Source organism: Mesorhizobium sp. P3_B5 (genome assembly GCF_056402815.1).
In genome coordinates, this window is sequence record NZ_JBFUGR010000007.1 from 261,531 (window position 1) to 285,097 (window position 23,567).

Below are 23,567 nucleotides of genomic sequence, written 5' to 3' on the forward strand. Positions count from 1 at the left end.
CAAGGCGATGAATTTGTTCGTAGAAGCGGCGTTTGTGGGGGCTCCCGCAGTAAAGGCATCCCCCTGAAGTGGACAGATCGGCCAATCGCCAACCCCGGAGCTGCCCCTCATCCGGCCCTTCGGGCCACCTTCTCCCCGTGAACGGGGAGAAGGAAGAGACCCGCGTTACATCCCCTTCATCGCCTCACACGACACGTTCGGGTTCATGTCGGCGAAGGTGCCGGTCGGATTCTGTTTCCAGGCCCAGACATGCAGCTCGTAGAACGGGCCGAGGCCGTAGCGGTTGGGGGCGCTGTTGAAGTTGAACAGCTGCCCGCCAAGCGACGCCGGGCCTTTCGAGGTGATGTATTCCACCGCCACCAGCTTCAGCGTTCCGTCGGCCATCGGCTCGTACATCACCGCCTCGGGCTTGGCGACATCGACCGCGTCGTCCTTGAGATAGGCGCCATTGACGTAGTGGATGCCCATGGCGCCACCGGTGATGCCGCTGGCGCAGGGGATCGGCGCGTAGCCTTCGGCGGTCGCCGCCGCCACGTTCTCGAAGCGGTCGTTGGCCGTTCGCACCATGTCGGCCAGCATGTTGGCGTCGTGGGCGTGGGCGGCCGTGGCCGCGATCGACAGGAGGGCGGCGAAGCACCCGGTCCAAAGCGTTTTGGTCATGATCGTTCCATTCGTTGTTGATGACGCGACAGGACGGCCGGCCGTGAGGCCGGGCCGTTGCAACGCTGCGGCGTCTGGTTTGCAATCCGGAACGGACTGACCGTCCGGTTTATTCAGGCCAGGTGGCCTTTGCGGTTTTCGAAATGTCCTTGCCGTTCAAAACGGTTTTGCGAAATCAGTGGTCCCACCAGTAATATTGCCAGTATTCCCGCTGGATACGCTCGGACAGGCCGATGTCGCGCCTCAGATAATCGTCTTCCGGGGGCAATCGCCGCCTGCCATACAGATGCGAAGGCAGGTTCGCCGCGAACCGCCATAGACGGCCGAGCAGGGAGGTTGCTTGACCTCCCACGACAGGCGCGGCTTCACCGACCGGCAGGCCAGCAAGCAGGTCGCCATCGCCGCGAAGGGCAGCTTGATGCTCATCGATCGGCTCGAGATCAACGGTAAAAGTAAGGGTCAAGAACCCGCACCTCCATGATCTTGTCGACCGGCAGCGAATTCTTGTGGGCCGCGCTGCGGATCGCCTCGGGCGAGGGGCCGTCATAGATGCAGAAGCTGTGCTTCTTGTCGGGCGTCACGAAGGACTGCACCCAGGTGACGCCTTTTTCGGCGTTGCGCATGACGACGCCGCCGAGCGCATCGGCGCCGATTTCGGTCATCGGCACGTTGAGCCCGTCTGGAAATGTCCGTTCCACCACATAACGAGGCATGGGAAGTTCCTCTTCTCATTGAGTCACGCTCGGTCCGAGCGCGGCTGGACAATGATCACGTCCGGCAAGAGCGCACATCGGAGCCATTCCCTATTTTTGGCGGGACGATTCCCTATGTTGGCGACGTTATTTGTGGAGAGAGTCACCGCAATGTGTGGAAAGTCACATTGCAAGGCTCGCGCCTGGGGCTATCGTTGCGGCAGCCACCAGGTGGCAAACCCCCGATCTCGCGAGAGAATGACGATGCTTCTGGAACGGCAGACACAGCTGGAGCAACTGGACGGCCTGCTCATGGAGGCGGCACGCGGCCGTGGCCGGGTGGCGGCGCTGGGAGGAGAGGCGGGCGCCGGCAAGACGTCGCTCGTCGAGGCCTTCATCGAGCGCGCGGCGGAAGGCACGCGGATCTTGCGCAGCGCCTGCGAGGATCTGTCGATACCCGATCCGCTCGGGCCGCTCTATGATCTCGCCCGGGAGGCGCAATGGGCGCTGCCGCAAGCGATCGACCACCGGCAAGGGCAAAGGCTGCCGCTGTTTTCCGATGCGCTCGAGATCTTCGAGACCAAGGCGCAGCCAAGCCTGCTGGTGATCGAGGACCTGCACTGGGCAGACGACGCGACGCTGGATTTCGTTCGCTTTCTCGGCCGGCGCATCGCCAACACCCACATCCTGCTTCTGGTAACGGCGCGCAACGACCGCAGCGAAGCGCAGATGCGGGTGCGCCGGGCGCTGGGTGAAATCCCGGCAGGCAATGTCGCGCGCATCGACGTGCCGCTGCTCAGCGAGGCGGCCGTGCTGTCGCTCGCCGATGCGGCGGGCCGCGATGGCGACGCCATCTACAGGGCGACCGCCGGCAACGCCTTCTTCGTCACCGAACTGCTGTGCGCCGAAAATGCAACGACGCCGCCGGCCAGCGTGCGCGACGCGGTGCTGGCGCGGGCCGAGCGGCTGTCGGCCGGCGCCCGCTCGATGCTCGACGCGGTGTCGGTATTTCCCAGGCGCGCCGATGCGTGGGCACTGCAGGGCCTGTGCGGCGTCGCCAGCGCCGGGCAGCTGGCGGAATGCGTCTCCGCCGGCCTGCTGGACGATATGGGCGACGGCTATGCCTTCCGCCACGAGATCGCCCGCCGCGCCGTCGAAATGATGCTGACGACGAGCCACAGGCGGCAATTCAACCAGCGCGCTTTGGCTGCCCTGCTCGAAAACAGCGACGTCTCCGCCGGTCGCCTGGTGCATCACGCGGTGGAGGCGCACAATCTGGAAGCCGTGCGCGAACTGGCGCCGATTGCCGCGCGCGAGGCCTCCCGCGTCGGCGCGCATCGCGATGCCGCTGGCTATTATGAGGTCGCCCTGCGCCATGCCGACAGCCTGCCGGCGATGGAGCGCGCGGTGCTCTATGAGAAATATGCCTTCGAGTGCCACCTCATCGGCGAGATCGAAGAGGCCATCGAGGCGCAAGACCAGGCGCGCCTCCTGCATCAGGCTCAAGGCAACAGAGCGAAGGAAGGCGACTGCCTGAGATGGCTGTCGCGCTTTGCCTATCTGATGGGCGATCGCAAGGCCGCCGACGTCTTCGGCGAGCAGGCGGTGACGCTGCTGGAAACCGTGCCGGCCGGCGCAGAACTCGCCATGGCCTACTCCAACCTATCGCAACTGGCGATGCTGGCCGAGCGGCTGGACGAGGCGTTGCTGCTTGGCGAAAAGGCGGTCTCGCTTGCCGAGCGCATGAACCGGCCCGACATCGTCTGCCACGCGCTCAACAATCTCGGCAGCGCCGGGCAGTGGCTGGATCTGGCAGCGGGACGGCTGCACCTTGCCCGCAGCCTGGAGATCGCGCTCGAGCAGAATTTTCAGGAGCATGCGGCGCGCGCCTTCACCAACAGCGCCTGCAGCGAGATGAACCAGCTTGGCTTCGACGTCGCGCAGTCCTTCCTCGATCGCGGCATCAACTATTGCGTCGAAAACGATCTCGTCACCTGGCGCGATTATATGCGCGGCGTGCTGGCGCAGCTGCTGCTGCGCCAGGGGCAATGGGAAGAGGCCGCCACCGAGGCGCTCGATGTGCTGTCCAACGATCATGCGACCATGCTGGTCCGCTATCCCGCGTTGATTGCGCTGGCGAAGCTCAGGATACGGCGCGGCGATCCTTCGGCCGAACCGCTGTTGCAGGAAATGAAACAGTTCCTGGAAAAGGGCACGGAGCTGCAGCGGCTGGCGCCCTATGGTTGTGTCATGGCCGAGCGGGCATGGCTCGGGCAAGGCGACAGAGATGAGGCGCTGCGGCTGATCGATCTGGCCGAGAGCCTGTCACCGACACGGGCGGTCTTCAGCGACCTGGCGACATGGCGCCAGAAGCTGGCTCCGCATAGTCACCCCGGCGATACGTCAGGCATGGCCGCGCCCTACCAACTGCTTCTTGACGGCGACTGGCAGGGGGCGGCGGCGCTTTGGGCCGAGCTGAACGCGCCCTATGAACGCGGACTTGCCCTCGCCCAGGGCGACGAGGAGGCGCAGCGTTTGGCGCTGGAGATTTTCGAGAACCTCGGCGCCAGACCGGTGGCGCAGCATGTGCGTGAAACGATGCGGCGCAACGGCGTCAACAATATCGCCCGGGGGCCACGCCGCACGACGCGCGAAAATCAGGCCGGCCTGACCCAGCGCCAGATGGAAGTGCTGCAGCTGATCGAACGCGGTTTTTCCAACAAGCGGATTGCCGAGCAGCTGACCATCTCACCGAAGACGGTGGATCATCATGTGTCGGCGGTGCTGGGCAAGCTGGAGGCTGTTTCGCGCGGGGAGGCGACTGCTGCGGCGCGCGATTCGGGGTTGCTGTAGGAAGTCGTTCGGGAGGGACGGTATCGAAGGTCGGCGATCCTTCGCGCCCCCCTCTGCCCTGCCGGGCATCTCCCCCACGAGGGGGGAGATTGGATGTCGCGTCGGCTTTCGCCAATCCCCAAGGTTGAAGAAAAGGCGCTGTCAGCGCAGCTGCCGATCTCCCCCCGTGTGGGGGAGATGTCCGGCAGGACAGAGGGGGGCGCTGCCCCGCCAACCTATCAGTGATCAGGCGAACGCGCCGTGGCAGTGCTTGTACTTCTTGCCGGAGCCGCAAGGGCAGGCCTCGTTGCGGCCGACCTTGCCCCAGGTTGCCTGGTTGTTGGGGTCGCGATCTTCGGGAGCGACGATGGCGTTCTGTTCCTGACGGACCAGAAGCGCGGTCTCACCGCCTTCGAAGTCGTTCTCGCCGGTGGTGCCGTCGATATGGAGGCCGAACATCTCCGGCGCTTCCGGCGGCGGCGCTTCGGCCGCCTGGCGGACCAGTTCGACGCGCATCAATTGCGCCGTGACGGCCTGGCGCAGATTGCCCAGCATCGCCTGGAACAGTTCGAACGCCTCGCCCTTGTACTCCTGCAGCGGATCGCGCTGGGCGTAGCCGCGGAAGCCGACAACCGAACGCAGATGGTCGAGATTGACGATGTGCTCGCGCCAGAGGTGGTCAAGCGTCTGCAGCACCACCGAGCGCTCGACATAGGTCATCACGTCGGGGCCGAAACGCTCGGCGCGTTCCTTGGCGGCGGTGTCGGCCGCCTCAGTGATACGTTCGCGGATGTCGTCCTCGGCAATGCCTTCTTCCTTGACCCAATCCTCGATCGGCAGGTCGAGATTGAGGAATTCGGCGACCTCGGCCTTGAGGCCGGCGGCATTCCACTGCTCGGCATATGCGTTTTCGGGGATGGCCTTGGCGACGATCTCGTCGATGACGCCTTCGCGCATCTCGGCGATGATTTCGGTCAGGCCCTCGCCGTCCATCAGCTCGATGCGCTGCTCGAACACCACCTTGCGCTGGTCGTTGGAGACGTCGTCGTACTTCAGGAGGTTCTTGCGGATGTCGAAGTTGCGCGCTTCGACCTTCTTCTGCGCCTTTTCCAGCGCCTTGTTAATCCACGGATGGATGATCGCCTCGTCTTCCTTGAGGCCGAGCTTCTGCAGCATGCCGTCCATGCGCTCGGAGCCGAAGATGCGCATCAGGTCGTCCTGCAGCGACAGGAAGAATTTCGAGCGGCCTGGATCGCCCTGGCGGCCGGAGCGGCCGCGCAGCTGGTTGTCGATGCGGCGCGATTCGTGACGTTCGGTGGCCAGCACGTAGAGGCCGCCGGCGGCGAGCGCCTTTTCCTTGAGACGCGCGACATCCTCGCGGATTGCCTTTTCCATGGCTTCGCGCTCGGGTCCCTCGGGCATGTCGCCAAGTTCGTCGGCGATGCGCATCTCGGCATTGCCGCCGAGCTGGATGTCGGTGCCGCGGCCAGCCATGTTGGTGGCGATGGTGATGACGCCGGGCTTGCCGGCCTGGGCGACGATGGCCGCCTCGCGCTCGTGATGGCGGGCGTTCAGCACTTCGAAGTCCTTGAAGCCTTCCTTGCGCAGGCGCTCGGCCAGCTGCTCGGATTTCTCGATGGACGTCGTGCCGACCAGCGTCGGCTGGCCCTTGGCGCTGGCTTCGCGGATCTCCTTGACGATCGCCTTGTATTTTTCCTCTACCGTCCGGTAGACCTCGTCATCCTCGTCCTTGCGGATAACCGGCAAGTTGGTCGGGATCTCGGTGACGTCGAGATTGTAGATGTTGCCGAATTCCTCGGCCTCGGTCAGTGCCGTGCCGGTCATGCCGGCGAGCTTCTTGTAGAGGCGGAAATAGTTCTGGAAGGTGACGGAGGCCAGCGTCTGGTTCTCCGGCTGGATCGCCACATGCTCCTTGGCTTCCAGCGCCTGGTGCAAGCCTTCCGAATAGCGGCGGCCCGGCATCATGCGGCCGGTGAACTCGTCGATGATGACGATCTCGCCGTTGCGGACGATGTAGTCCTTGTCCCTTTGGAACAGCCGGTGCGCCTTCAGCGCATTGTTGACGTGGTGGACGATGGCGACGTTCTCGACGTCATAGAGCGACTCGCCCTTGAGCAGGTCGGCGTCGCGCAGCAGGTTCTCCAGCTTCTCGGTGCCTTCCTCGGTGAAGATCGAGGTCTTCTGCTTCTCGTCGATCTCATAATCCTGCGGCTGCAGCTGGATGATGAAGGTGTCGATGGTGTTGTACATTTCCGAACGGTCCTCGAGCGGACCGGAAATGATCAACGGCGTGCGCGCCTCGTCGACCAGGATGGAATCGACTTCGTCGACGATCGCGTAATTGTGGCCGCGCTGCACCATCTGGGCGCGCTCGTACTTCATGTTGTCGCGCAGATAGTCGAAGCCGAGCTCGTTGTTGGTGGCGTAGGTGACGTCGGCGGCGTAGGCGACGCGGCGCTCCTCGTCGGAGAGGCCGTGGACGATGACGCCGACCGAGAGGCCGAGGAACTTGTAGACGCGACCCATCCATTCGGAGTCGCGGGTGGCGAGATAGTCGTTGACGGTAACGACGTGGACGCCGTTGCCGGCCAGCGCATTGAGGTAGACGGGCAGCGTGGCGACCAGGGTCTTGCCCTCGCCGGTGCGCATCTCGGCGATGCCGCCATTGTGCAGCACCATGCCGCCGATCAGCTGCACGTCGAACGGGCGCATGCCGAGCACACGGCGTGCCGCCTCGCGCGCGGTGGCGAAGGCCGGCACCAAAAGATCGTCGAGGCTGGCCCCGTTGGCGATGTCCTGGCGGAATTTGTCGGTGCGTCCGACGAGCTCGGCGTCGGAGAGCGCCCGCATCTCGTTTTCCATGGCGTTGATCGCCTCGACACGGGGCCGGGTCGCCTTGACGCGGCGATCGTTTGAGGAGCCGAAAACCTTACGGGCGAGACCGCCGAGACTGACCATCCAATGGTCCTTTCGATAGAATTCTCAATCTTGAGACGGGTGCCGGCCGGCCCCATCACATCCGCGTGATACGCGGACGAACACAAAAAGCGCCCGGAAAACGGTTCTGGACGCAAAGTCGTTGGACAGATAAGAGGGGGCTCAACTGATGTCAACGCCGCGCTCGCCCTCGGGGTCGCGCCAAATTCCGCCACAATCAGGCTGATCTGCAAGCCCTTCCCGCTCTCGCAATCCCCCATTGGAGTTATCTTGATGTCCTTATTGTTCCGCCGTGCGTCGCTCGCCAGCCTTGGTCTGGCTTTCGGCCTGTCGGCTCTCTCCGTGTCGCCGCTGATGGCGGAAGATGCCGCCCCGGCGCAGCCGGCGGCCGCAGCACCCGCAGCCGCACCGGTCGATCCGAATGCCGTTGTAGCCACGATCGACGGTCAGACGCTGACCGAGGCAGACCTTGTGCTTGCCGAAGGCGAGCTGTCGCAGCAATTCGCCCAGCTTCCTCCCGAACAGCGCCGCGCCGCTGCCCTTTCGGCGGCCATCGAGATCCGCGTCATGGCCGCCCAGGCGGTCACCACCGGCCTCGACAAGGATCCTGATTTCCAGCGCCGCATGGCGTTCCTGCAGCAGCGTGCCTTGCATGGCGAGCTGGTCGAGAAGGGCGTCGTCAACAAGGTCACCGACGCCGAAATTCGCGCCCGCTACGACCAGGAAATCGCCAACACCCCGCCGGTCAATGAGGTGCATGCCCGTCACATCCTCGTGAAGACGAAGGAAGAGGCCGACGCGATCATCAAGCAGCTCGACGGCGGCGCCGATTTCCAGAAGCTTGCCAACGAGCACACCAGCGATCCCTCAGGCAAGACCAGCGGCGGCGATCTCGGTTGGTTCGGACCTGGCCAGATGGTGCCGGAATTCGACAAGGCCGCCTTCGCGCTCGAGGTCGGCAAATACACCAAGGAGCCGGTGCAGTCGCAGTTCGGCTGGCACGTCATCAAGGTCGAGGACAAGCGCGTCAAGCAGCCGCCGGCGTTCGACGACGTCAAGGACCAGGCCAAGCAGGCCGTCATCCGCGACAAGTATTTTGCGCTGGTCAAGTCGCTGCGCGCCGCCGCCAAGGTCGAGATTCCCGACGCGAACCTGAAAAAGGCGGTCGATACGCTGGAAAGCGCCAAGTAAGGCCTGAAAGACTTTGTAGTGGGGCGCGGCAGCCAAGGGTTGCCGCGCCCTTTTGCTTTTTAGCGCACGGCTATGCCGTGCATCACGTAGCGGACCGCGGCGCGTAGTGTTGCCTCGTCTTCGTCGAGGCGGTCGGTCAAAAGATGCGTCCAGGCAAAGGAGGCGATCAGGTCGGCGACAAGCTCGGCGTTGACATCGGCCGCAACCTCGCCGCGCGCCTTGGCGCGTTCGATCATCTGGCCGGTATGGGCGCGGCGGCCCCTGGCATAGTCGGCAAGGGCCGCGGCAGCGGCTGAATCCGACTGGGCTTCGGCGACCAGCGATCTGAACACGCTGCCCGACGACGTCTGGCGCCAGTGCGAGAACAGGTTTTTCAGGAAACCGACGAGGTCTTCCTCCAAATTGCCGGTGTCGGGAGTGTCGACGCGCTTGCCCCGCTGGTAAACTTCGAGCAGCAAGGCGGCCTTGCTCGGCCACCAGCGGTAGATCGTCGGTTTTCCCGCACGCGCTCGCCGCGCCACGGCCTCTATCGAAAAGCCCGCATAGCCAGCCTCGACCAGCACCGCTTCGGCGGCATCGAGAATGGCGCCGGCGCTGTCGGGGTTGCGCCGCGCACCGATCGATCTGCGCCCGGGATCGGCATCATCGCCCATCTGTCTGTTCCCTGCGGACCATTTCTCCAGGGATCATATAGGGTCTCTTGATGAAACGAAACGATCCGTTTTATGCCCTGAGGCTGCGCTTATTTCATCGCTTCGGATGTTTCCGATGCGATGCGCCATTGCCCATCGGCCTTGACCAGACCCAGCGTCACCCGCGCCTTGCCTGTCAGCCGCGCTGCCGCTTTGTCTTTCGGCACATAATCGTAAGCCATGGCGAAAACCGCGTCGGCGCTGTCTTCGCCATGCGGCGTCACCTCAAGGCTGCCGGGCTCGAGATCGAACGACCATGAGGCAAATTGCGCGAACCAGTCGGTCTTGACCTTGATGAGGGCGTCCGTGTCGTAGCGGGTGCCGAAGATGGTGGCGGACGGGCTGTAAAGCCGCTTGACAGTTTCACGCATCGCTTTCGTGTCCGGCGCCAGATAGTCCTGGCGCAGGAAAGCCTCGATCGCGCCCTTGTCGCCGACGGAACGCTCCAGCGCCGCAACCTTTGTTTCGGGCGCGGGGCCGACAGCCGGCTTTATGTCCGCGACGGGTTCTCCGCCGGGCACGAATTCGAAGCGTTCGAGCAGCGAGCCTTGCTCCCAGGGGCGCTGCCCCTCGCGTGTTTCGGAGACCACGTCGCGGCGCACCGCGATCATCATGTCGTTGATGCTTTGGCCGGGTTCGGCGATGTGCCGCAGAAGCGCCGCGGCAAAGGGCGAATTGCGCCCGGTACCGTCCATGGCGACGGCGCCGGGCGCGGTCGAGAAGGCGATGAATGAGCCGCGCGTCGAATCGAACTGCGCCAGGCCGGCAAGAGCCGTTGCCGATCGCGTGGTGGCGGTCCGGCTCAGGCTGCGCGCAAACGGATTGTTGCGGCAGGCATCGAGAAATACCAGGCTGACTTTGGTCTGCTGTTCCATGATGTCGAGAACTTCGTCGATCGGCACGGCTTCGAGCTGCAGCTTGACCGGCATGTCGAGCCTGGCATCGACCGGGACGATGTAGTTGCGCCCTTCGACCTGCAGGCCATGGCCGGCATAGTAGAAAAGCCCGGCACCGGCGCCTTCCAGCGCGTCGGAAAACTCGCCGATCTTGCGTTCAAGCTCGCGCTTGCCGAGATCGTTGCCTTCGATGACCTCGAAACCGATGCTGCGCAGCTTGCCGGCAATGTCGAGCGCGTCGTTGACCGGATTGGTCAAGGTGCCGGCCTCGGCATAGGTGCCGTTGCCGATGACCAGCGCCACGCGCTTTTCCGGCTGCGCATCGGCGCTTAGGAGCAGAAGCCCCAGAAACGCCATCGCCAAGATCACCAGCCTGCCCATGGCCGGGATCATAACGCGAGAGGCCTCGCCGATGCCAACGGATTTGAAATGCAAGCTTAATCCAAGGTGGCTTGGCCCACGCCGAAAAGGCGAGAAAACGCCCTTGCGCCAGGCCGTGGTATCGGGCAAACCGGCCTTCCCCAGCGTTTTTCCGCCGCCCGAGGTCTCCATGTCCGCAACGATTTCGCCGCTCGCGCCGAAGAAATATCCCAAAATGCCTGCCATCGAGGGCGTGCGCATCGCCACCGCCGAGGCGGGGATAAAGTACAAGAACCGCACCGACCTGCTGGCCATGGTCTTCGATGCCGGCACCACGGTTGCCGGCGTGTTCACCAAGTCGAAATGTCCGTCGGCGCCGGTCGATTTCTGCCGGCAGAACCTTGCCGCCGGCAAGGCGCGCGTGCTGGTCGTCAATTCCGGCAACGCCAATGCCTTCACCGGCAAGAAGGGCCGCGCCTCCACGGCATTGACCGGCGAAGCGGCGGGCAAGGCCGCGGGCTGCACACCGGGCGAGGTGTTTTTGGCTTCCACCGGTGTCATCGGCGAGCCGCTCGACACGGCGAAGTTCAGCCATCTGCTGGCCGGGCTGGTCAAGGACGGCAAGCCGGACCAGTGGACCGAGGCGGCAAAAGCCATCATGACCACTGATACCTATCCGAAAGTGGCGACCGCGACGATCAAGCTTGGCGACACCGACGTCACCATCAACGGCATCGCCAAGGGCGCCGGCATGATCGCGCCCGACATGGCGACGATGCTCTCCTTCATCGCCACCGATGCGCCGATCGCCGCACCCGTGCTGCAGGATCTTTTGTCGCGCGGCACGGCCAAGACCTTCAACGCGGTCACCGTCGACAGCGACACCTCGACCAGCGACACCCTGCTGATCTTCGCCACCGGCGCTGCCGGCAAGCGTGGCGCGCCGGCGATCAGCGATCCCAGGGATGCCCGCCTCGGCGCGTTCCGCCGGGCGCTGGGCAAGGTGCTGAAATCGCTGGCGCTGCAGGTGGTGCGCGACGGCGAGGGCGCCCGCAAGCAGGTCGAAGTCACCGTCACCGGCGCGAAATCGGCCCGCTCGGCCAAGCGTATCGCGCTGTCCATCGCCAACTCGCCGCTGGTCAAGACGGCGGTCGCCGGCGAGGACGCCAATTGGGGTCGCGTCGTCATGGCCGTCGGCAAGGCCGGCGAACCCGCCGACCGCGACCTTCTGTCGATCTGGTTCGGCGACAACCGGCTGGCGCATGAGGGCGAGCGCGACGCCGGCTATTCCGAAGCGGCGACATCGGCCTACATGAAGCGCGACGAGATCCGCATCCGCGCCGATGTCGGCATCGGCCGCGGCAAGGCGACGGTGTGGACCTGCGATCTCACCAAGGAGTATGTCGCCATCAATGGCGACTATCGGAGCTGATGGTGGTGGTCCCCAGACATCCGGCAAGCGTGCTCGCGACCGTGCGCCGCTACGAGGCGGCCGGCTTTCGCGCCTGGCCGGCAGCGGCTGTCCACTATGACGGCACCTGGGTGGTGCGGCTGACGGCCGGCCATCCGGCCAAGCGGCTGAACTCGGTCAATCCGCTCGATCCCGGCGATATCCAGCACATTGCCGAGCGTATCGGTCGCGCCAGTCGTCGTTTCGAGGCCTATGGCAGGCCGTTGACCTTCCGCATCTCGCCGCTGTCGGGACCTGATCTTTCCAACCATCTCGACAGCGAAGGCTGGAGCACCTTTGACGAATCGCTGGTGATGCGGTTGCCGCTGGCGGACGCGCAGCTCGACGCCGCCATGGACCAGATCCCGTTGAAGGACATCAGCCGCTTCATCGGCGCGTCGCTCAAGGTCAGCGGTTCGGATGTGTCGCTGCGGCCAGGCCTGTCGGAGATCATCGGCGCCATCCAGCCGGAGGCCGGGCTGTTCGCGCTCGAAGAGGGGACCGAGCCGTTGGCGACGCTGATCTGCGTCCATGACGGCGATCTCGCCGGATTGTTCGAGATCGCCACCGACAGGTCGGTGCGCAACCGCGGCCATGGCCGCCACCTCATCCTGTCGGCGCTGAAATGGGCGCGGCTGCGTGGCGCCCGCGAAGCCTGGCTGCAGGTCGAGGCGGTCAATGTGCCGGCGCTGGGGCTTTATCATTCGCTCGGCTTCAATGAAGTCTATCGCTATCACTATCGCCGGCCGCCCGGGGCATGAGCGGCGCGAACCCTGCCGGCAAGCGCCTGCTGCTGGTCGCCGCCTGTGCGCTTGTCGATACCGATGGCCGCGTGCTGCTGGCGCAGCGCCCCGAAGGCAAGCAACTTGCCGGCCTTTGGGAGTTCCCGGGCGGCAAGGTCGAACCCGGCGAGACGCCGGAGCAATGCCTTGTGCGCGAATTGCATGAGGAAATCGGCATCGAAACCGAGATCCCGTGCCTGGCACCGCTGACCTTCGCCAGCCATTCCTATGATGATTTTCATCTGCTGATGCCATTGTTCGTCTGCCGCCGTTTCCGAGGCATTGCGCAGCCAAGGGAAGGGCAGGTGCTGAAATGGGTGCGGCCAAAGCAGATGCGCGACTATCCGATGCCGCCGGCCGACGCGCCGCTTATCCCGTTCCTCATCGATCTGCTGTGATCCGCGGCCACTGCCTTGGTTTAGGCAGCGTTAATGGAAGTTTTATCTTGCCGTGAAAGATTGAGGGAAGGGCCAAGTCTGGCCGCGCGTTGATTCGCTGGGGAGCGATTGCATGAGCCTCGACAAGGACTGGGACTCGATCCGGCCCGATCGCAGCCGCGCCGCTGATGCCGGCATGGGCATCTTGCGCGTCACGCTGCTGTTCGGCTCAGCCGCTGTAGCGCTGGCCTTGATCGCGACCCCCTTCCTCGACGGCCTGCGGTCGCAATCCGACCGTGACGGTTTTGCTGGTGGCCTCGACATGACGAGCACCGGCTCGATCGGCCATCGCGACACCTATACGCTGCGCAGAAGCGTGCTGCAGCCGCTGCCCAGTTCGATCTGCGTGATCCGCGCAAACGGCAAGCGCAGCGGTGATTGCTGAAGAACATAGTCAAAAAAGTCTTGGGGCCATCCCTGGTGAAGGCCCTGTTTCACCGCCTGTTAAGCTTGTGCCGTTAACCTTTCTTAACAGGTCGGCGTTAGGGTTCCTGACAAGAGGGATCGACGATCATGAAACCACTACTGCAACGATTTCTGGAAGATGAAACTGGCGCCACGGCCATAGAATATGGCCTGATCGTCGCTGTATTGTCGCTCGTCATCGTCGGCGGCGTCGGTAGGGTCGGCAATGCGATCCAGTTCCTGTTCAGCGACACCAACAGCAAGCTTGCCAACGCCTTCGCTGGGAACTGAACTCCGTCAGCGTCGGTCTGGATTTTCCAGTATCGTCTTCAACGACAGCTTCGCCGAGCCCGGCTTCAGCGGCTTTTGTTGCGAGGCATCGGGCGCCCAGCCGGACATCCACACGATCGAGAAACTCGCCCTGACGCGGCCATCGGCGTCCGAAAACCGCTCGGCGTAGATTTCGGCGGCGCGCGCAAACAGTTTTCGTGTGCCCGGCCGTCGGCTGCGGTCGACGAGCGAGCTGGTTTCGCCCATGGCTCTGAGATCGGCGAGCAATCCAAACAGGCTGTCGTACCGCACCGCCACCGTCTCGACATCGGTAACCGGCAGCGCCAAGCCGGCGCGTTGCAAAAGCGCGCCGGCGTCACGGACATCGGTGAACGGAATGACGCGCGGACTGGCGCCGCCGTAAAGCTCGGTCTCCGCGGCGAGCAGGCTTTCACGCAATTCGAACAGCGTGCCGGCGCCGGCAAAGGCGCCGAGGAAAAGCCCGTCCGGACGCAATGCGCGGCGGATCTGCACCAGCATGCCGGGAATGTCGTTCATCGCCTGCAGCGACAAGAGCGAGACGACGAGGTCGAGGCTTTCCGCCGGGAAAGGCACTGTTTCCAGCGGCGCCAGCAGGCCTGGCCCGCCATCCAGGAAAGCCGGGTCCGCCTCGACGCGCACGATATCCGTCACCTTGCCGCTCTCGGCGACCACGCCGGTCGCTGTCTGCGTCTGGCAAAACAGTATTGCCGCCTTGGCGAATTGGCGCTCGACCGCCCCCAGCCGATCGGCAAGGTCTTCTGCCACCCGGCGCATCAGAAAATCGGCGCCGCCCGCCGGGCGCGCCAAAGCCCGGCGCTTGCGCGCCAGCCAGAGCGGGGTGTCGATTATCGGCTGCAACGGATGGGTTCCTGTTTTTCCGCACCGATCATGTGGTGCTATAGTGGTACGGAGACCAACCACGTGGCCGATCCCATGCCAGAGATCAAGAGTATTGCTCGAAAGGCATTGGACTGGCCGGCGCGCATCCTGTTTCCGCCGGTCTGTGCCGGCTGCCGCCGCCATGTCTCGCAACCCGGCGTGCTGTGCGGCGCCTGCTGGCCGAAGCTCAGGCTTCTGGAGCGGCCATGGTGCGCGGTGATGGGCACGCCGTTCACCCACGATATGGGCGAAGGGTTCCTGTCGGCCGAAGCGATCGCCGATCCGCCGCCCTTCGACCGGGCGCGGGCCGCCGTCGCCTATTCAGGTGTCGCCCGCCAGATGGTGCAAGGGCTGAAGTACCAGGATCGCACCGATCTGGCGCCGTGGATGGCGCGCTGGATGCTGCGCGCCGGGTCCGAACTGATCGCCGACGCCGATATGGTCGTGCCGGTGCCGCTGCACTGGCGGCGCTTTTTCAGGCGCCAGTTCAACCAGTCGGCCGAACTGGCCAGGGCGGTATCGCAGCTCAGCAGATTGCCGTTTTCACCCTCGGCAATCCGCCGCGTCAAACTCACCCGCCAGCAGGTCGGGCTGGAGCGGCACGAGCGCGAGGATAATGTGCGCGCCGCCTTCCGCGTGCCTGGCGAGGCGGAAATCCAGATCGCCGGGCGCCGGGTGCTTTTGATCGACGACGTCTACACCACCGGCGCCACCGTGCGTGCGGTCGCCAAGGCGCTGAAGAAGGGCGGCGCCGGCGCGGTCGACGTGCTGACCTTTGCGCGTGTGCTGCCGGGGGACTTTCGGCCCGACGAGTCCGCGACTATATAGTGGAAAGTGCCAAGACAAGGCAGGACTGCTGACCGATGATCGATGTGACGATCTACACCAGGATGATGTGCGGCTATTGCGTAGCGGCCAAGCGGCTGCTCGAGCGCAAGGGCGTCGCTTACACCGAGCACGACGCTTCCTTCTCGCCGGAACTGCGCCAGGAAATGATTTCCCGCGCGCAAGGCCGCTCGACCTTCCCGCAGATTTTCATCGGCGACACGCATGTCGGCGGCTCCGACGAGCTCCACGCATTGGAGGCGCAGGGGCGGCTGGACAAGCTGCTCGCCAACGGTTCGACCAGGTAGGGACATGACGATGGGTGCTTTCAAGGCGGCGGCGATCCAGATGCGTTCGGGCGAGAACCCGGAGCGCAACGCGGTCGATCTGGAGCGAATGGTGCGCGACGCGGCAGGCCAGGGCGCGACCTACATCCAGACACCGGAAATGACCGGTGCGCTGATCCGCGACAAGGAGGCGCGTGCCGCTTCCTTCACCTCCGAGGACAAGGACATCATCGTCTCGACGTCGCGGAAGCTGGCCAAGGAGCTCGGCATCTTCCTGCATATCGGCTCGACCGCCATCCTGCGTGCCGACGGCAAGCTGGCAAACCGCGCGCTTTTGTTCGGGCCGGACGGCGCGACGCTTGCGGTCTACGACAAGATCCACATGTTCGACGTCGATCTCGACAATGGCGAGAGCTGGCGCGAGTCCGCCGCCTATGAGCCGGGCACCGAGGCCGTCGTCACCGAGATCGACGGCGCCAGGCTTGGCTTTGCCGTCTGCTACGATCTGCGCTTTCCGCAATTGTTCCGCGCCGAGGCGCTTGCCGGCGCCGATGTGCTTTCGGTGCCCGCCGCCTTCACCCGCCAGACCGGCGAAGCGCACTGGCATGTCCTTCTGCGGGCACGGGCCATCGAGAACGGCGCCTATGTCGTCGCTGCCGCGCAAGGCGGCGTGCATGAAGACGGTCGCGAGACCTACGGCCATTCGCTGATCGTCGACCCGTGGGGCCGCATCATCGCCGAGGCCGCGCATGATGAGCCGGTGGTGATCGTCGCCGAGATCGATCCGGCGCAGTCGCTGGCCGCGCGCAAGAAGATCCCCAATCTCAAGAACGCCCGCGACTTTGCCGTCAATGCCGGCTCGGTGGAAGCGCCGCGCCTGAGAGGGGCGGCCTCGTGATCCGCTTTTCCCTGATCTGCGAGCACGAGCACGAATTCGAAGGCTGGTTTCGCAGCAATGACGATTTCGACCGCCAAAAGAAGCGCGGTTTCGTCGATTGCCCGGCCTGCGGTTCGCACAAGGTCGACAAGGCACTGATGGCGCCGGCCGTTTCCACCGGGCGCAAGCAGGAAAAGATCGCTCTGGCCATGGGCGAGGCGCAGAAGCAGGCATTGGCGCAATTGAAGGCGATGGCCGAGAAGGTGCGCGAGAACGCTGACTATGTCGGTGACAAGTTTGCCGAGGAAGCGCGCAAGATCCATTTCGGCGAAAGCGATGCGCGCGGCATCTATGGCGAGGCGACACTGGATGAAGCCAAGAGCCTGGCCGAGGACGGCGTCGAATTCATGCCGATCCCGAGTTTTCCCGACGACCGGAACTGATCGGTCAGCTCACGCTGCCTATCAATTTCTCAAGCAGCTGAGCCAGCGTCTCCCGCTCGGTTTGCGTCAGGCCGGCGAGGATTTCGTGCTCGTTGGCGACGTGGGCGGCGATGGCCTCATTGATCAAGGCAAGACCCTTTTCGGTCAGCCGCACGACAATGCCGCGCCGGTCGCTGGGATGCGGGCCTCGCAAGGTCAACCCGACCTTTTCCAGCCGGTCGAGCCGGTTGGTCATGGCGCCCGAGGTTACCATCGTCGCCTCATAGAGCGCGGTCGGCGTCAGCGCGTAGGGCGATCCGGAGCGCCGCAGCGTCGCGAGCACGTCGAATTCGCCGGCTTGCAGCCCGAAGCGGGCAAACAGCGGGGCGAGGCGCTCGCGCGCGATCTGTGAAGACGCCTCGTTCAATCGGCCAAGCACCGCCATCGGCGAGACGTCCAGATCTGGCCGCTCCCGTTTCCACTGCTCGATCGCCTTTGCCGCGCGATCCATCTGTCTCACCGTTAAATATCTTGACGTTAAGAATCTCTGCGCTATCTTATCTCAAGATACAACACCGGCCAAGTGCCGCAAGTGAGTAACGGGGCCATCCGATGAAATTTCTCTGGGATTCGGCGTTCGGCCTGCTGGTCGTCACCGGCGGGCTGCTCGGCCTGACATTGCCATTCGGCAAGCTGGCCACAGTGGCCGGCGTTCCCGCCATGGTCTGGGCCTTCGTCATTTCGCTTGGCGCCGGCGGCGTTCTGTTGTGCTCGTTGCTGTTGCGCGGTCAGCGCATCCGGCTGACCCCACATAAATTGCGCTACTTCTTCATCACCGCGACAGTGTCCTACGCCTTCCCCAATCTGTTGATGTTTTCGGCCATCCCACATCTTGGCGCCGGCTACACCGGCATCATGTTCACGCTGTCGCCGGTGATTACGCTGGTGTTCTCGATCCTGCTGCGTGTCCGGCGCCCCAATATGCTGGGTGTCGTCGGCATTGCCGTCGGCTTCGTCGGCGCCGTCATGGTGGCGGTGACACGCGGCGAAGCCGGCCAGCCGGCCGAATTTTTCTGGGTGGCGATGGGGCTGCTGATCCCGGTCAGCCTGGCCGCCGGCAACATCTACCGCACGGTCGATTGGCCCGAGGGGACCGGCCCGATCGAGCTTGCCGTCGGCAGCCATCTGGCGTCGGCCGCGATTCTGCTCACGGGGATTCTGGTTTTGCTGGGTGGCAGTGCGTTCGGCCCGCTCGGTGGCGTGCCGCTGGTGGTCGCAGCCCAAGTCGCATCGGCGTCAGCTATGTTCGTCTTCTTCTTCCGGTTGCAGGCGGTCGGCGGTCCGGTCTATCTCAGCCAGATCGGCTATGTGGCGGCGGCGGTCGGGCTGTTTGCCGGGACGATCTTTCTCGGCGAGCACTATCAACTGCTGACCTGGGCCGGCGCCGTCATCATCACCGCCGGCGTGTTCCTCACCACAAAGGCGCAAAGCCAGAAGGGCTGAACTTCTGGGGCGCTATCAACGCGGGCTTGCGTCGAAGATTTTCCTGAGAGCTGGCGACGCAACATTTCGCCAGGACATACGCACTGCGCTGCGGAACGTCAGCTCGTCGCAGGCATCGAGCATGATCGACGTCCAGCCTTTTTGTCCCCAGCCGCCCGGCACAGGCTTGAAAATCAGCGGTTCGGCTGCAGTCATCATGTCTTGCTGGTCGCGGTCGAGCTTGATCACGGCGCGATCGTTTTCGGGCAGCGACATGAAGATGCGATTGCGTACCCGGAAGTCGGCCTTGCCGAAATGCGATTTCTCGACGGCTTCGGGAAGTTCAAGCGTCAGCTGTCGGGCTCTGCCAGTGTCCACGGCCTGACAATCTCCAGATCAACCCTCAGACCGAGCCTTTTTCGGCCAGCACCATGTAGTTGACGTCCATGTCCTTCGAACGCTGCCAGCGATCGGCGAGCGGATGGTAGACGACGCCGGTGCGGTCGATGATGGTCAGGCCGGCGCCGCCAAGCGCCTTTTCGAGCTCTTCCGGGCGCACCAGCTTGCCGAACTGGTGGGTGCCGCGCGGCAGCCAGCGCAGCACATATTCGGCGCCGATGATGGCCAGGCCCAGCGCCTTCAGCGTGCGGTTGATGGTGGCCACGAACATGATGCCGCCGGGTCTGACCATCTCGCCGCACTTGCCGACGAACAGGTCGATGTCGGCGACGTGCTCGACCACTTCCATATTGAGGATGACGTCGAATTTTTCCCCGGCGTCGGCCAGATCCTCGGCGGTGGTGGCGCGATAGTCGACGCTGACGCCGGCCTCTGCCGCATGCAGTTTGGCCACTTCGATGTTGGTGACCGAGGCGTCGGCGCCGACCACWTCGGCGCCGAGCCGCGCCATCGGCTCGCACAACAGCCCGCCGCCGCAGCCGATGTCGAGGAAGCGCAGGCCCTCGAACGGTCGCGCCGCGCGCGGGTCGCGGCCGAAGCGTGCCGCCACCTGGTCGCGGATATAGGATAGCCGGACCGGATTGAACTTGTGCAGCGGGCGGAACTTGCCGTTGGGGTTCCACCATTCGGCGGCTAAAGCGGAGAAGCGTTCCACTTCTCCGGCATCGATCGTCGATCGTCGGGGCTCTGGCATCGCTTGGTCTCCCGCGGACTCACAAATAAGGCGCGATCGGACGCAAACCGGCTCGCGCTCTGGTCGCTAGGAAGTCGGGCGTAGGGGAGGGAAAGTCAAGGCAACAATTTTTTCGCCGCCAGCCACTGCTGACGGAAGGTGTCATTGCCGCGATGGATCAAAATGTCGTTATCATGGCCGATCGTGAAGCATTGTGAACCCATCTCCAGGGACGGGCGATTCTCCCGGGTTTCCCACAGTCCTTGCGGATGGTCCCTGTTTTGGCTAAGGAGGCCGCGCATCCAGCGGCTCGGCCTGACTGGGCGCGTTCTTTCCGCTTTCGGCCTTCGGTCCGGCATTCAGTCAAAGGCATTTCGCTTCCATGGCGCGCATCGTGATGAAATTCGGCGGAACCTCCGTCGCCGACATCGCCCGCATCCGCAATGTGGCGCGCCATGTCAAACGCGAGGTCGACGCCGGCCATGAGGTGGCGGTGGTGGTCTCGGCGATGGCCGGCAAGACCAACGAGCTGGTCGGCTGGACGCGTGAAGCCTCGCCGATGCACGATGCGCGCGAATATGACGCCGTCGTCGCCTCCGGCGAGCAGGTGACCGCCGGTCTGCTGGCGATCACGCTGCAGAACATGGGCGTGCATGCCCGTTCCTGGCAGGGTTGGCAAATCCCGATCAAGACCGACAACGCGCATGGCGCGGCGCGCATTCTCGACATTGACGGAGCGTTTTTGATCAAGCGTTTCGGCGAGGGCCAGGTGGCCGTGGTCGCCGGGTTCCAGGGCATTGGACCCGACAACCGCATCGCGACGCTCGGCCGCGGTGGCTCCGACACCAGTGCGGTGGCGATTGCGGCGGCGGTCAAGGCCGACCGCTGCGACATCTACACCGATGTCGACGGGGTCTATACGACCGATCCGCGCATCGAGCCGAAGGCCCGGCGGCTGGCCAAGATTTCGTTCGAGGAAATGCTCGAAATGGCCTCGCTCGGCGCCAAGGTGCTGCAGGTGCGCTCGGTCGAGCTTGCCATGGTGCACAGGGTGCGTACTTTCGTGCGGTCGTCCTTCGACGATCCCGATGCGCCCGGAATGGGGGATTTGCTCAATCCGCCGGGAACGCTCATTTGCGACGAGGAAGAGATCGTGGAACAGCAGGTCGTCACCGGAATTGCCTACGCCAAGGACGAGGCGCAGATCTCACTGCGCCGTGTCGGTGATCGCCCGGGCGTTGCCGCCGGCATCTTCGGGCCGCTGGCCGAGGCCAACATCAATGTCGACATGATCGTCCAGAACATATCCGAGGATGGCAAATTTACCGACATGACCTTCACCGTGCCGTCCGGCGATGTCGACAAGGCGCTTGCCGTGCTCGAACGCCTGAAGGCCACGATCGGCTACGATGTCGTGCAGTCGGAAGCTGGCATGTCGAAGGTCTCGGTCATCGGCATCGGCATGCGCAGCCATGCCGGCGTCGCTGCCACCGCCTTCAAGGCGTTGGCCGACAAGTCGATCAACATCCGCGCCATCACCACCTCCGAAATCAAGATTTCGATCCTGATTGACGGTCCCTATACCGAACTTGCGGTTCGCACTTTGCATTCCGTCTACGGTCTGGATAAGCAGTAACGAGACAGAGTCGGTTGTTGCGTTTGTGCCAGTGCGCGAGGAAGCTGCGCTGGCCAAGAAGCCATTGGAGAACAAGCCGCGATGCGTGATACGGCCAGTGGCCCGCGCGTTTTGCTGAAACGGCTCCGCGAGCTCATGCAGGAGCCGCTGGAGCCGCAGGAGCGGCTCGACCGGATCGTGCGCGACATCGCCTCCAACATGGTCGCCGAAGTCTGCTCGCTCTATGTGCTGCGCTCCGATTCGGTGCTGGAACTCTATGCCACCGAAGGTCTGAACCCGAACGCCGTCCATTTGGCGCAGTTGCGGCTCGGGCAAGGTCTGGTGGGTACGATTGCGGCCAGTGCGCGGCCTCTCAACCTTTCCAACGCGCAGGAACATCCGGCCTTCGCCTACCTGCCCGAGACCGGGGAAGAGATCTACAATTCCTTCCTCGGCGTGCCGGTGCTGAGGGCAGGGCGGACCTTGGGCGTGCTGGTGGTGCAGAACAAGACCATGCGCCACTACCGCGACGACGAGGTCGAGGCGCTGGAAACGACGGCGATGGTGATCGCCGAGATGATCGCCACCGGCGACCTCGCCCGGCTGACCCGGCCCGGGCTGGAACTCGATCTGCGCCGTCCGGTGAGTTTCACCGGCCTGTCCTTCAATGACGGCGTCGGGCTTGGCCATGTCGTGCTGCACGAGCCGCGTATCGTCGTCACCAATCTGTTCAACGAGGACAGCGAGGAAGAGGTCCGCCGGCTCGAGACGTCGCTTGGTTCGCTCAGGCTTTCCATCGATGACATGCTGGAGCGCCGCGACGTCGCCTTCGAGGGTGAGCATCGCGAGGTGCTCGAAGCCTATCGCATGTTCGCCAACGACCGTGGCTGGGTGCGCCGGCTGGAAGAGGCGATCCGCAACGGCCTGACGGCGGAAGCCGCCGTCGAAAAAGTGCAAAGCGACATGCGCGCCCGCATGCTGCACATGACCGATCCCTATCTGCGCGAGCGCATGAGCGACTTCGACGATCTCGCCAACCGGCTGCTGCGCCAGTTGATGGGCCGCGGACCGGACGATGTCGCGGCCTCGCTGCCGAAGGACGCCATCATCGTCGCCCGCTCGATGGGCGCCGCCGAACTGCTCGACTATCCCAGGGACAAGCTGCGCGGCGTGGTGCTTGAGGATGGCGCTGCGACCAGCCACGTCGTCATCGTGGCGCGCGCCATGGGCATCCCCGTCGCCGGCCAGATGAAGGGCGCCGTTTCCATGGCGGAAAACGGCGATGCCATCATCGTCGACGGCGAGGAAGGCACCATCCATCTGCGCCCGCAGCCCGACCTCGAAGCCGCCTATGCCGAAAAGGTCCGCTTCCGGGCGCGGCGGCAGGAGGTCTACCGCGAACTGCGCAAGAAGCCGTCGGTGACCAAGGACGGCGTGCAGGTCGACCTGTTGATGAATGCGGGTCTCGCCGTTGACCTGCCGCAGCTGGCCGAAGCAGGTGCCGCCGGCATTGGCCTGTTCCGCACCGAACTGCAATTCATGGTCGCCTCGACCTTTCCGCGCGCCGAAGCCCAGGAGCGACTCTACCGCGATGTGCTCGAAGCGGCGCGCGGCAAGCCGGTTACCTTTCGCACCATCGATATCGGCGGCGACAAGGTGCTGCCTTACTTCAAGGGCGCGATCCAGGAAGAAAACCCGGCGCTTGGCTGGCGCGCCATCAGGCTGACGCTCGACCGGCCGGGCCTGCTCAGAACCCAGATCCGTGCTTTGCTGAAGGCGTGCGGCGGCCGCGAATTGAAGCTGATGCTGCCGATGGTGACCGAACTTGGCGAGATCGCGCAAGCGCGCGAGATCATCGACCGCGAGGTGCGGCATCTCTCCCGCTTTGCCCACCATCTGCCGACCAGCCTCAAGCTCGGCGCCATGCTGGAAGTGCCGTCGCTGCTGTTCCAGCTCGACGAATTGATGAAGGCGGTCGATTTCGTCTCGGTCGGCTCGAACGATCTGTTCCAGTTTGTCATGGCGGTCGATCGCGGCAACACGCAGCTCTCCGACCGCTTCGATACGCTGTCGACGCCGTTTCTGCGGGTTTTGAAGCAGATCGCCGATGCCGGGGTTCGCAACAACACGCCGGTGACCTTGTGCGGCGAGCTCGCCGGAAAACCCATATCCGCTATGGCGCTGATCGGCCTCGGCTATCGCTCGATTTCGATGTCGCCGGCCTCGATCGGTCCGGTCAAGGCGATGCTGACCGAACTGCCGCTGGACGAATTGCAAGCCTTCTTCGACGACAATCTGATGGCCCCGCCGCAAGGATTGCCGATGCGGGCGCTGCTGCAGGCCTTTGCCGACGACCGCTCGATTCCGCTATAGCATCTCGC

Annotated in this window: 25 protein-coding genes; 14 read left to right on the forward strand and 11 right to left on the reverse strand. The window is 64.3% G+C overall.

The features are described from left to right. Nucleotides 1-165: 165 nt before the first annotated feature. The 3 genes from AC1DVW_RS20030 to AC1DVW_RS20040 all read right to left on the reverse strand — a co-directional run bounded on the left by AC1DVW_RS20030 (nucleotide 166) and on the right by AC1DVW_RS20040 (nucleotide 1,373). Entirely contained in the window at nucleotides 166-660 is a 495-nt protein-coding gene (locus AC1DVW_RS20030; RefSeq protein ID WP_477271050.1) for a hypothetical protein, read from the reverse strand. 175 nt (nucleotides 661-835) lie between these two features. Beyond that, entirely contained in the window at nucleotides 836-1,123 is a 288-nt protein-coding gene (locus AC1DVW_RS20035; RefSeq protein ID WP_477271051.1) for a hypothetical protein, read from the reverse strand. Continuing rightward, nucleotides 1,101-1,373 carry a DUF4242 domain-containing protein gene (locus AC1DVW_RS20040; protein WP_477271053.1) on the reverse strand — a complete coding sequence of 91 codons (273 nt, stop codon included), beginning with the start codon at nucleotides 1,371-1,373 and terminating at the stop codon, nucleotides 1,101-1,103. Before AC1DVW_RS20040 ends, AC1DVW_RS20035 begins: the two co-directional genes overlap by 23 nt. 243 nt (nucleotides 1,374-1,616) lie before the next feature. Between AC1DVW_RS20040 and AC1DVW_RS20045 the strand changes: the two genes are divergently transcribed. Further along, the gene (locus AC1DVW_RS20045; protein WP_477325354.1) at nucleotides 1,617-4,205 is read left to right on the forward strand and encodes an ATP-binding protein; all 2,589 of its coding nucleotides are present in this window, start codon (nucleotides 1,617-1,619) and stop codon (nucleotides 4,203-4,205) included. Nucleotides 4,206-4,430: 225 nt separating this feature from the next. Here the strand turns inward: AC1DVW_RS20045 and secA are convergent, their stop codons facing one another. Next, complete coding sequence (gene secA, locus AC1DVW_RS20050; RefSeq protein WP_477271055.1) at nucleotides 4,431-7,163, reverse strand: preprotein translocase subunit SecA; 2,733 nt, start codon at nucleotides 7,161-7,163, stop codon at nucleotides 4,431-4,433. A 252-nt stretch (nucleotides 7,164-7,415) separates the two neighbouring features. Here secA and AC1DVW_RS20055 point away from each other — a divergent pair, with 252 nt between their 5' ends. Next, a complete protein-coding gene (locus AC1DVW_RS20055; protein WP_477325303.1) occupies nucleotides 7,416-8,333 on the forward strand; it encodes a peptidylprolyl isomerase in 918 nt (305 codons plus the stop codon). Between the two features lie 59 nt (nucleotides 8,334-8,392). Here the strand turns inward: AC1DVW_RS20055 and AC1DVW_RS20060 are convergent, their stop codons facing one another. Both AC1DVW_RS20060 and AC1DVW_RS20065 read right to left on the reverse strand, forming a co-directional pair. Continuing rightward, nucleotides 8,393-8,986 (reverse strand): TetR/AcrR family transcriptional regulator, encoded by a 594-nt coding sequence (locus AC1DVW_RS20060; RefSeq protein WP_477325305.1) that lies wholly within the window; start codon nucleotides 8,984-8,986, stop codon nucleotides 8,393-8,395. Nucleotides 8,987-9,075: 89 nt separating this feature from the next. Next, nucleotides 9,076-10,356 (reverse strand): caspase family protein, encoded by a 1,281-nt coding sequence (locus AC1DVW_RS20065; RefSeq protein WP_477325306.1) that lies wholly within the window; start codon nucleotides 10,354-10,356, stop codon nucleotides 9,076-9,078. A gap of 115 nt (nucleotides 10,357-10,471) precedes the next feature. Here AC1DVW_RS20065 and argJ point away from each other — a divergent pair, with 115 nt between their 5' ends. The 5 genes from argJ (at nucleotide 10,472) to AC1DVW_RS20090 (ending at nucleotide 13,646) form a co-directional block, all read left to right on the forward strand. Then, entirely contained in the window at nucleotides 10,472-11,713 is a 1,242-nt protein-coding gene (argJ, locus tag AC1DVW_RS20070; protein ID WP_477325308.1) for a bifunctional glutamate N-acetyltransferase/amino-acid acetyltransferase ArgJ, read from the forward strand. Next, on the forward strand, nucleotides 11,713-12,492 hold the full coding sequence (locus AC1DVW_RS20075; RefSeq protein WP_477318243.1) for a GNAT family N-acetyltransferase: 780 nt from the start codon (nucleotides 11,713-11,715) through the stop codon (nucleotides 12,490-12,492). The genes argJ and AC1DVW_RS20075 overlap by 1 nt, the downstream gene beginning before the upstream one ends. Further along, entirely contained in the window at nucleotides 12,489-12,911 is a 423-nt protein-coding gene (locus AC1DVW_RS20080; RefSeq protein WP_477325309.1) for a (deoxy)nucleoside triphosphate pyrophosphohydrolase, read from the forward strand. The genes AC1DVW_RS20075 and AC1DVW_RS20080 overlap by 4 nt, the downstream gene beginning before the upstream one ends. 112 nt (nucleotides 12,912-13,023) lie before the next feature. Continuing rightward, a complete protein-coding gene (locus tag AC1DVW_RS20085) occupies nucleotides 13,024-13,335 on the forward strand; it encodes a hypothetical protein (RefSeq protein ID WP_477271066.1) in 312 nt (103 codons plus the stop codon). A 128-nt stretch (nucleotides 13,336-13,463) separates the two neighbouring features. Next, a complete protein-coding gene (locus AC1DVW_RS20090; protein WP_477271068.1) occupies nucleotides 13,464-13,646 on the forward strand; it encodes a Flp family type IVb pilin in 183 nt (60 codons plus the stop codon). 6 nt (nucleotides 13,647-13,652) lie between these two features. Here AC1DVW_RS20090 and AC1DVW_RS20095 read toward each other — a convergent pair whose 3' ends face one another. Next, nucleotides 13,653-14,525, reverse strand: a complete 873-nt coding sequence (locus AC1DVW_RS20095; RefSeq protein ID WP_477325311.1) for a methyltransferase domain-containing protein — start codon at nucleotides 14,523-14,525, stop codon at nucleotides 13,653-13,655. Nucleotides 14,526-14,588: 63 nt separating this feature from the next. Here AC1DVW_RS20095 and AC1DVW_RS20100 point away from each other — a divergent pair, with 63 nt between their 5' ends. The 4 genes from AC1DVW_RS20100 to AC1DVW_RS20115 are packed head-to-tail and all read left to right on the forward strand — an operon-like array spanning nucleotide 14,589 to nucleotide 16,978. Continuing rightward, entirely contained in the window at nucleotides 14,589-15,374 is a 786-nt protein-coding gene (locus AC1DVW_RS20100; RefSeq protein WP_477325313.1) for a ComF family protein, read from the forward strand. A 35-nt stretch (nucleotides 15,375-15,409) separates the two neighbouring features. Further along, nucleotides 15,410-15,679, forward strand: coding sequence for a glutaredoxin 3 (gene grxC / locus AC1DVW_RS20105; protein WP_477271074.1), 270 nt, complete (start codon nucleotides 15,410-15,412; stop codon nucleotides 15,677-15,679). Between the two features lie 10 nt (nucleotides 15,680-15,689). Next, the gene (locus AC1DVW_RS20110; RefSeq protein WP_477325315.1) at nucleotides 15,690-16,556 is read left to right on the forward strand and encodes a carbon-nitrogen hydrolase family protein; all 867 of its coding nucleotides are present in this window, start codon (nucleotides 15,690-15,692) and stop codon (nucleotides 16,554-16,556) included. Then, nucleotides 16,553-16,978: a DUF1178 family protein gene (locus AC1DVW_RS20115; protein WP_477250046.1), complete on the forward strand. Its 426-nt coding sequence runs from the start codon at nucleotides 16,553-16,555 to the stop codon at nucleotides 16,976-16,978. Before AC1DVW_RS20110 ends, AC1DVW_RS20115 begins: the two co-directional genes overlap by 4 nt. Nucleotides 16,979-16,982: 4 nt before the next feature. Here the strand turns inward: AC1DVW_RS20115 and AC1DVW_RS20120 are convergent, their stop codons facing one another. Beyond that, nucleotides 16,983-17,468, reverse strand: coding sequence for a MarR family winged helix-turn-helix transcriptional regulator (locus AC1DVW_RS20120; RefSeq protein WP_477325317.1), 486 nt, complete (start codon nucleotides 17,466-17,468; stop codon nucleotides 16,983-16,985). 101 nt (nucleotides 17,469-17,569) lie between these two features. Between AC1DVW_RS20120 and AC1DVW_RS20125 the strand changes: the two genes are divergently transcribed. Continuing rightward, nucleotides 17,570-18,460 (forward strand): DMT family transporter, encoded by an 891-nt coding sequence (locus AC1DVW_RS20125; RefSeq protein ID WP_477325319.1) that lies wholly within the window; start codon nucleotides 17,570-17,572, stop codon nucleotides 18,458-18,460. Nucleotides 18,461-18,475: 15 nt separating this feature from the next. Here the strand turns inward: AC1DVW_RS20125 and AC1DVW_RS20130 are convergent, their stop codons facing one another. From AC1DVW_RS20130 to AC1DVW_RS20140, 3 genes are all read right to left on the reverse strand, one after another. Beyond that, complete coding sequence (locus tag AC1DVW_RS20130) at nucleotides 18,476-18,817, reverse strand: MmcQ/YjbR family DNA-binding protein (RefSeq protein ID WP_477271083.1); 342 nt, start codon at nucleotides 18,815-18,817, stop codon at nucleotides 18,476-18,478. 25 nt (nucleotides 18,818-18,842) lie between these two features. Beyond that, a complete protein-coding gene (gene ubiG / locus AC1DVW_RS20135; protein WP_477325321.1) occupies nucleotides 18,843-19,592 on the reverse strand; it encodes a bifunctional 2-polyprenyl-6-hydroxyphenol methylase/3-demethylubiquinol 3-O-methyltransferase UbiG in 750 nt (249 codons plus the stop codon). A gap of 95 nt (nucleotides 19,593-19,687) precedes the next feature. Beyond that, nucleotides 19,688-19,873, reverse strand: a complete 186-nt coding sequence (locus AC1DVW_RS20140; protein WP_477325323.1) for a hypothetical protein — start codon at nucleotides 19,871-19,873, stop codon at nucleotides 19,688-19,690. Nucleotides 19,874-19,953: 80 nt separating this feature from the next. Between AC1DVW_RS20140 and AC1DVW_RS20145 the strand changes: the two genes are divergently transcribed. After that, nucleotides 19,954-21,207, forward strand: a complete 1,254-nt coding sequence (locus AC1DVW_RS20145) for an aspartate kinase (protein WP_477250053.1) — start codon at nucleotides 19,954-19,956, stop codon at nucleotides 21,205-21,207. A gap of 81 nt (nucleotides 21,208-21,288) precedes the next feature. Beyond that, nucleotides 21,289-23,559 (forward strand): phosphoenolpyruvate--protein phosphotransferase, encoded by a 2,271-nt coding sequence (ptsP, locus tag AC1DVW_RS20150; protein ID WP_477250054.1) that lies wholly within the window; start codon nucleotides 21,289-21,291, stop codon nucleotides 23,557-23,559. The last annotated feature ends 8 nt before the right edge of the window (nucleotides 23,560-23,567 follow it).

Coding starts and splice junctions, on each gene's coding strand:
- AC1DVW_RS20030 (WP_477271050.1), bottom strand. CDS start 660: ATGACCAAAACGCTTTGGACCGGGTGCTTCGCCGCCCTCCTGTCGATC.
- AC1DVW_RS20040 (WP_477271053.1), bottom strand. CDS start 1,373: ATGCCTCGTTATGTGGTGGAACGGACATTTCCAGACGGGCTCAACGTG.
- AC1DVW_RS20045 (WP_477325354.1), top strand. CDS start 1,617: ATGCTTCTGGAACGGCAGACACAGCTGGAGCAACTGGACGGCCTGCTC.
- secA (WP_477271055.1), bottom strand. CDS start 7,163: ATGGTCAGTCTCGGCGGTCTCGCCCGTAAGGTTTTCGGCTCCTCAAAC.
- AC1DVW_RS20055 (WP_477325303.1), top strand. CDS start 7,416: ATGTCCTTATTGTTCCGCCGTGCGTCGCTCGCCAGCCTTGGTCTGGCT.
- AC1DVW_RS20060 (WP_477325305.1), bottom strand. CDS start 8,986: ATGGGCGATGATGCCGATCCCGGGCGCAGATCGATCGGTGCGCGGCGC.
- argJ (WP_477325308.1), top strand. CDS start 10,472: ATGTCCGCAACGATTTCGCCGCTCGCGCCGAAGAAATATCCCAAAATG.
- AC1DVW_RS20075 (WP_477318243.1), top strand. CDS start 11,713: ATGGTGGTGGTCCCCAGACATCCGGCAAGCGTGCTCGCGACCGTGCGC.
- AC1DVW_RS20080 (WP_477325309.1), top strand. CDS start 12,489: ATGAGCGGCGCGAACCCTGCCGGCAAGCGCCTGCTGCTGGTCGCCGCC.
- AC1DVW_RS20085 (WP_477271066.1), top strand. CDS start 13,024: ATGAGCCTCGACAAGGACTGGGACTCGATCCGGCCCGATCGCAGCCGC.
- AC1DVW_RS20090 (WP_477271068.1), top strand. CDS start 13,464: ATGAAACCACTACTGCAACGATTTCTGGAAGATGAAACTGGCGCCACG.
- grxC (WP_477271074.1), top strand. CDS start 15,410: ATGATCGATGTGACGATCTACACCAGGATGATGTGCGGCTATTGCGTA.
- AC1DVW_RS20110 (WP_477325315.1), top strand. CDS start 15,690: ATGGGTGCTTTCAAGGCGGCGGCGATCCAGATGCGTTCGGGCGAGAAC.
- AC1DVW_RS20120 (WP_477325317.1), bottom strand. CDS start 17,468: ATGGATCGCGCGGCAAAGGCGATCGAGCAGTGGAAACGGGAGCGGCCA.
- AC1DVW_RS20125 (WP_477325319.1), top strand. CDS start 17,570: ATGAAATTTCTCTGGGATTCGGCGTTCGGCCTGCTGGTCGTCACCGGC.
- AC1DVW_RS20140 (WP_477325323.1), bottom strand. CDS start 19,873: ATGCGCGGCCTCCTTAGCCAAAACAGGGACCATCCGCAAGGACTGTGG.
- AC1DVW_RS20145 (WP_477250053.1), top strand. CDS start 19,954: ATGGCGCGCATCGTGATGAAATTCGGCGGAACCTCCGTCGCCGACATC.
- ptsP (WP_477250054.1), top strand. CDS start 21,289: ATGCGTGATACGGCCAGTGGCCCGCGCGTTTTGCTGAAACGGCTCCGC.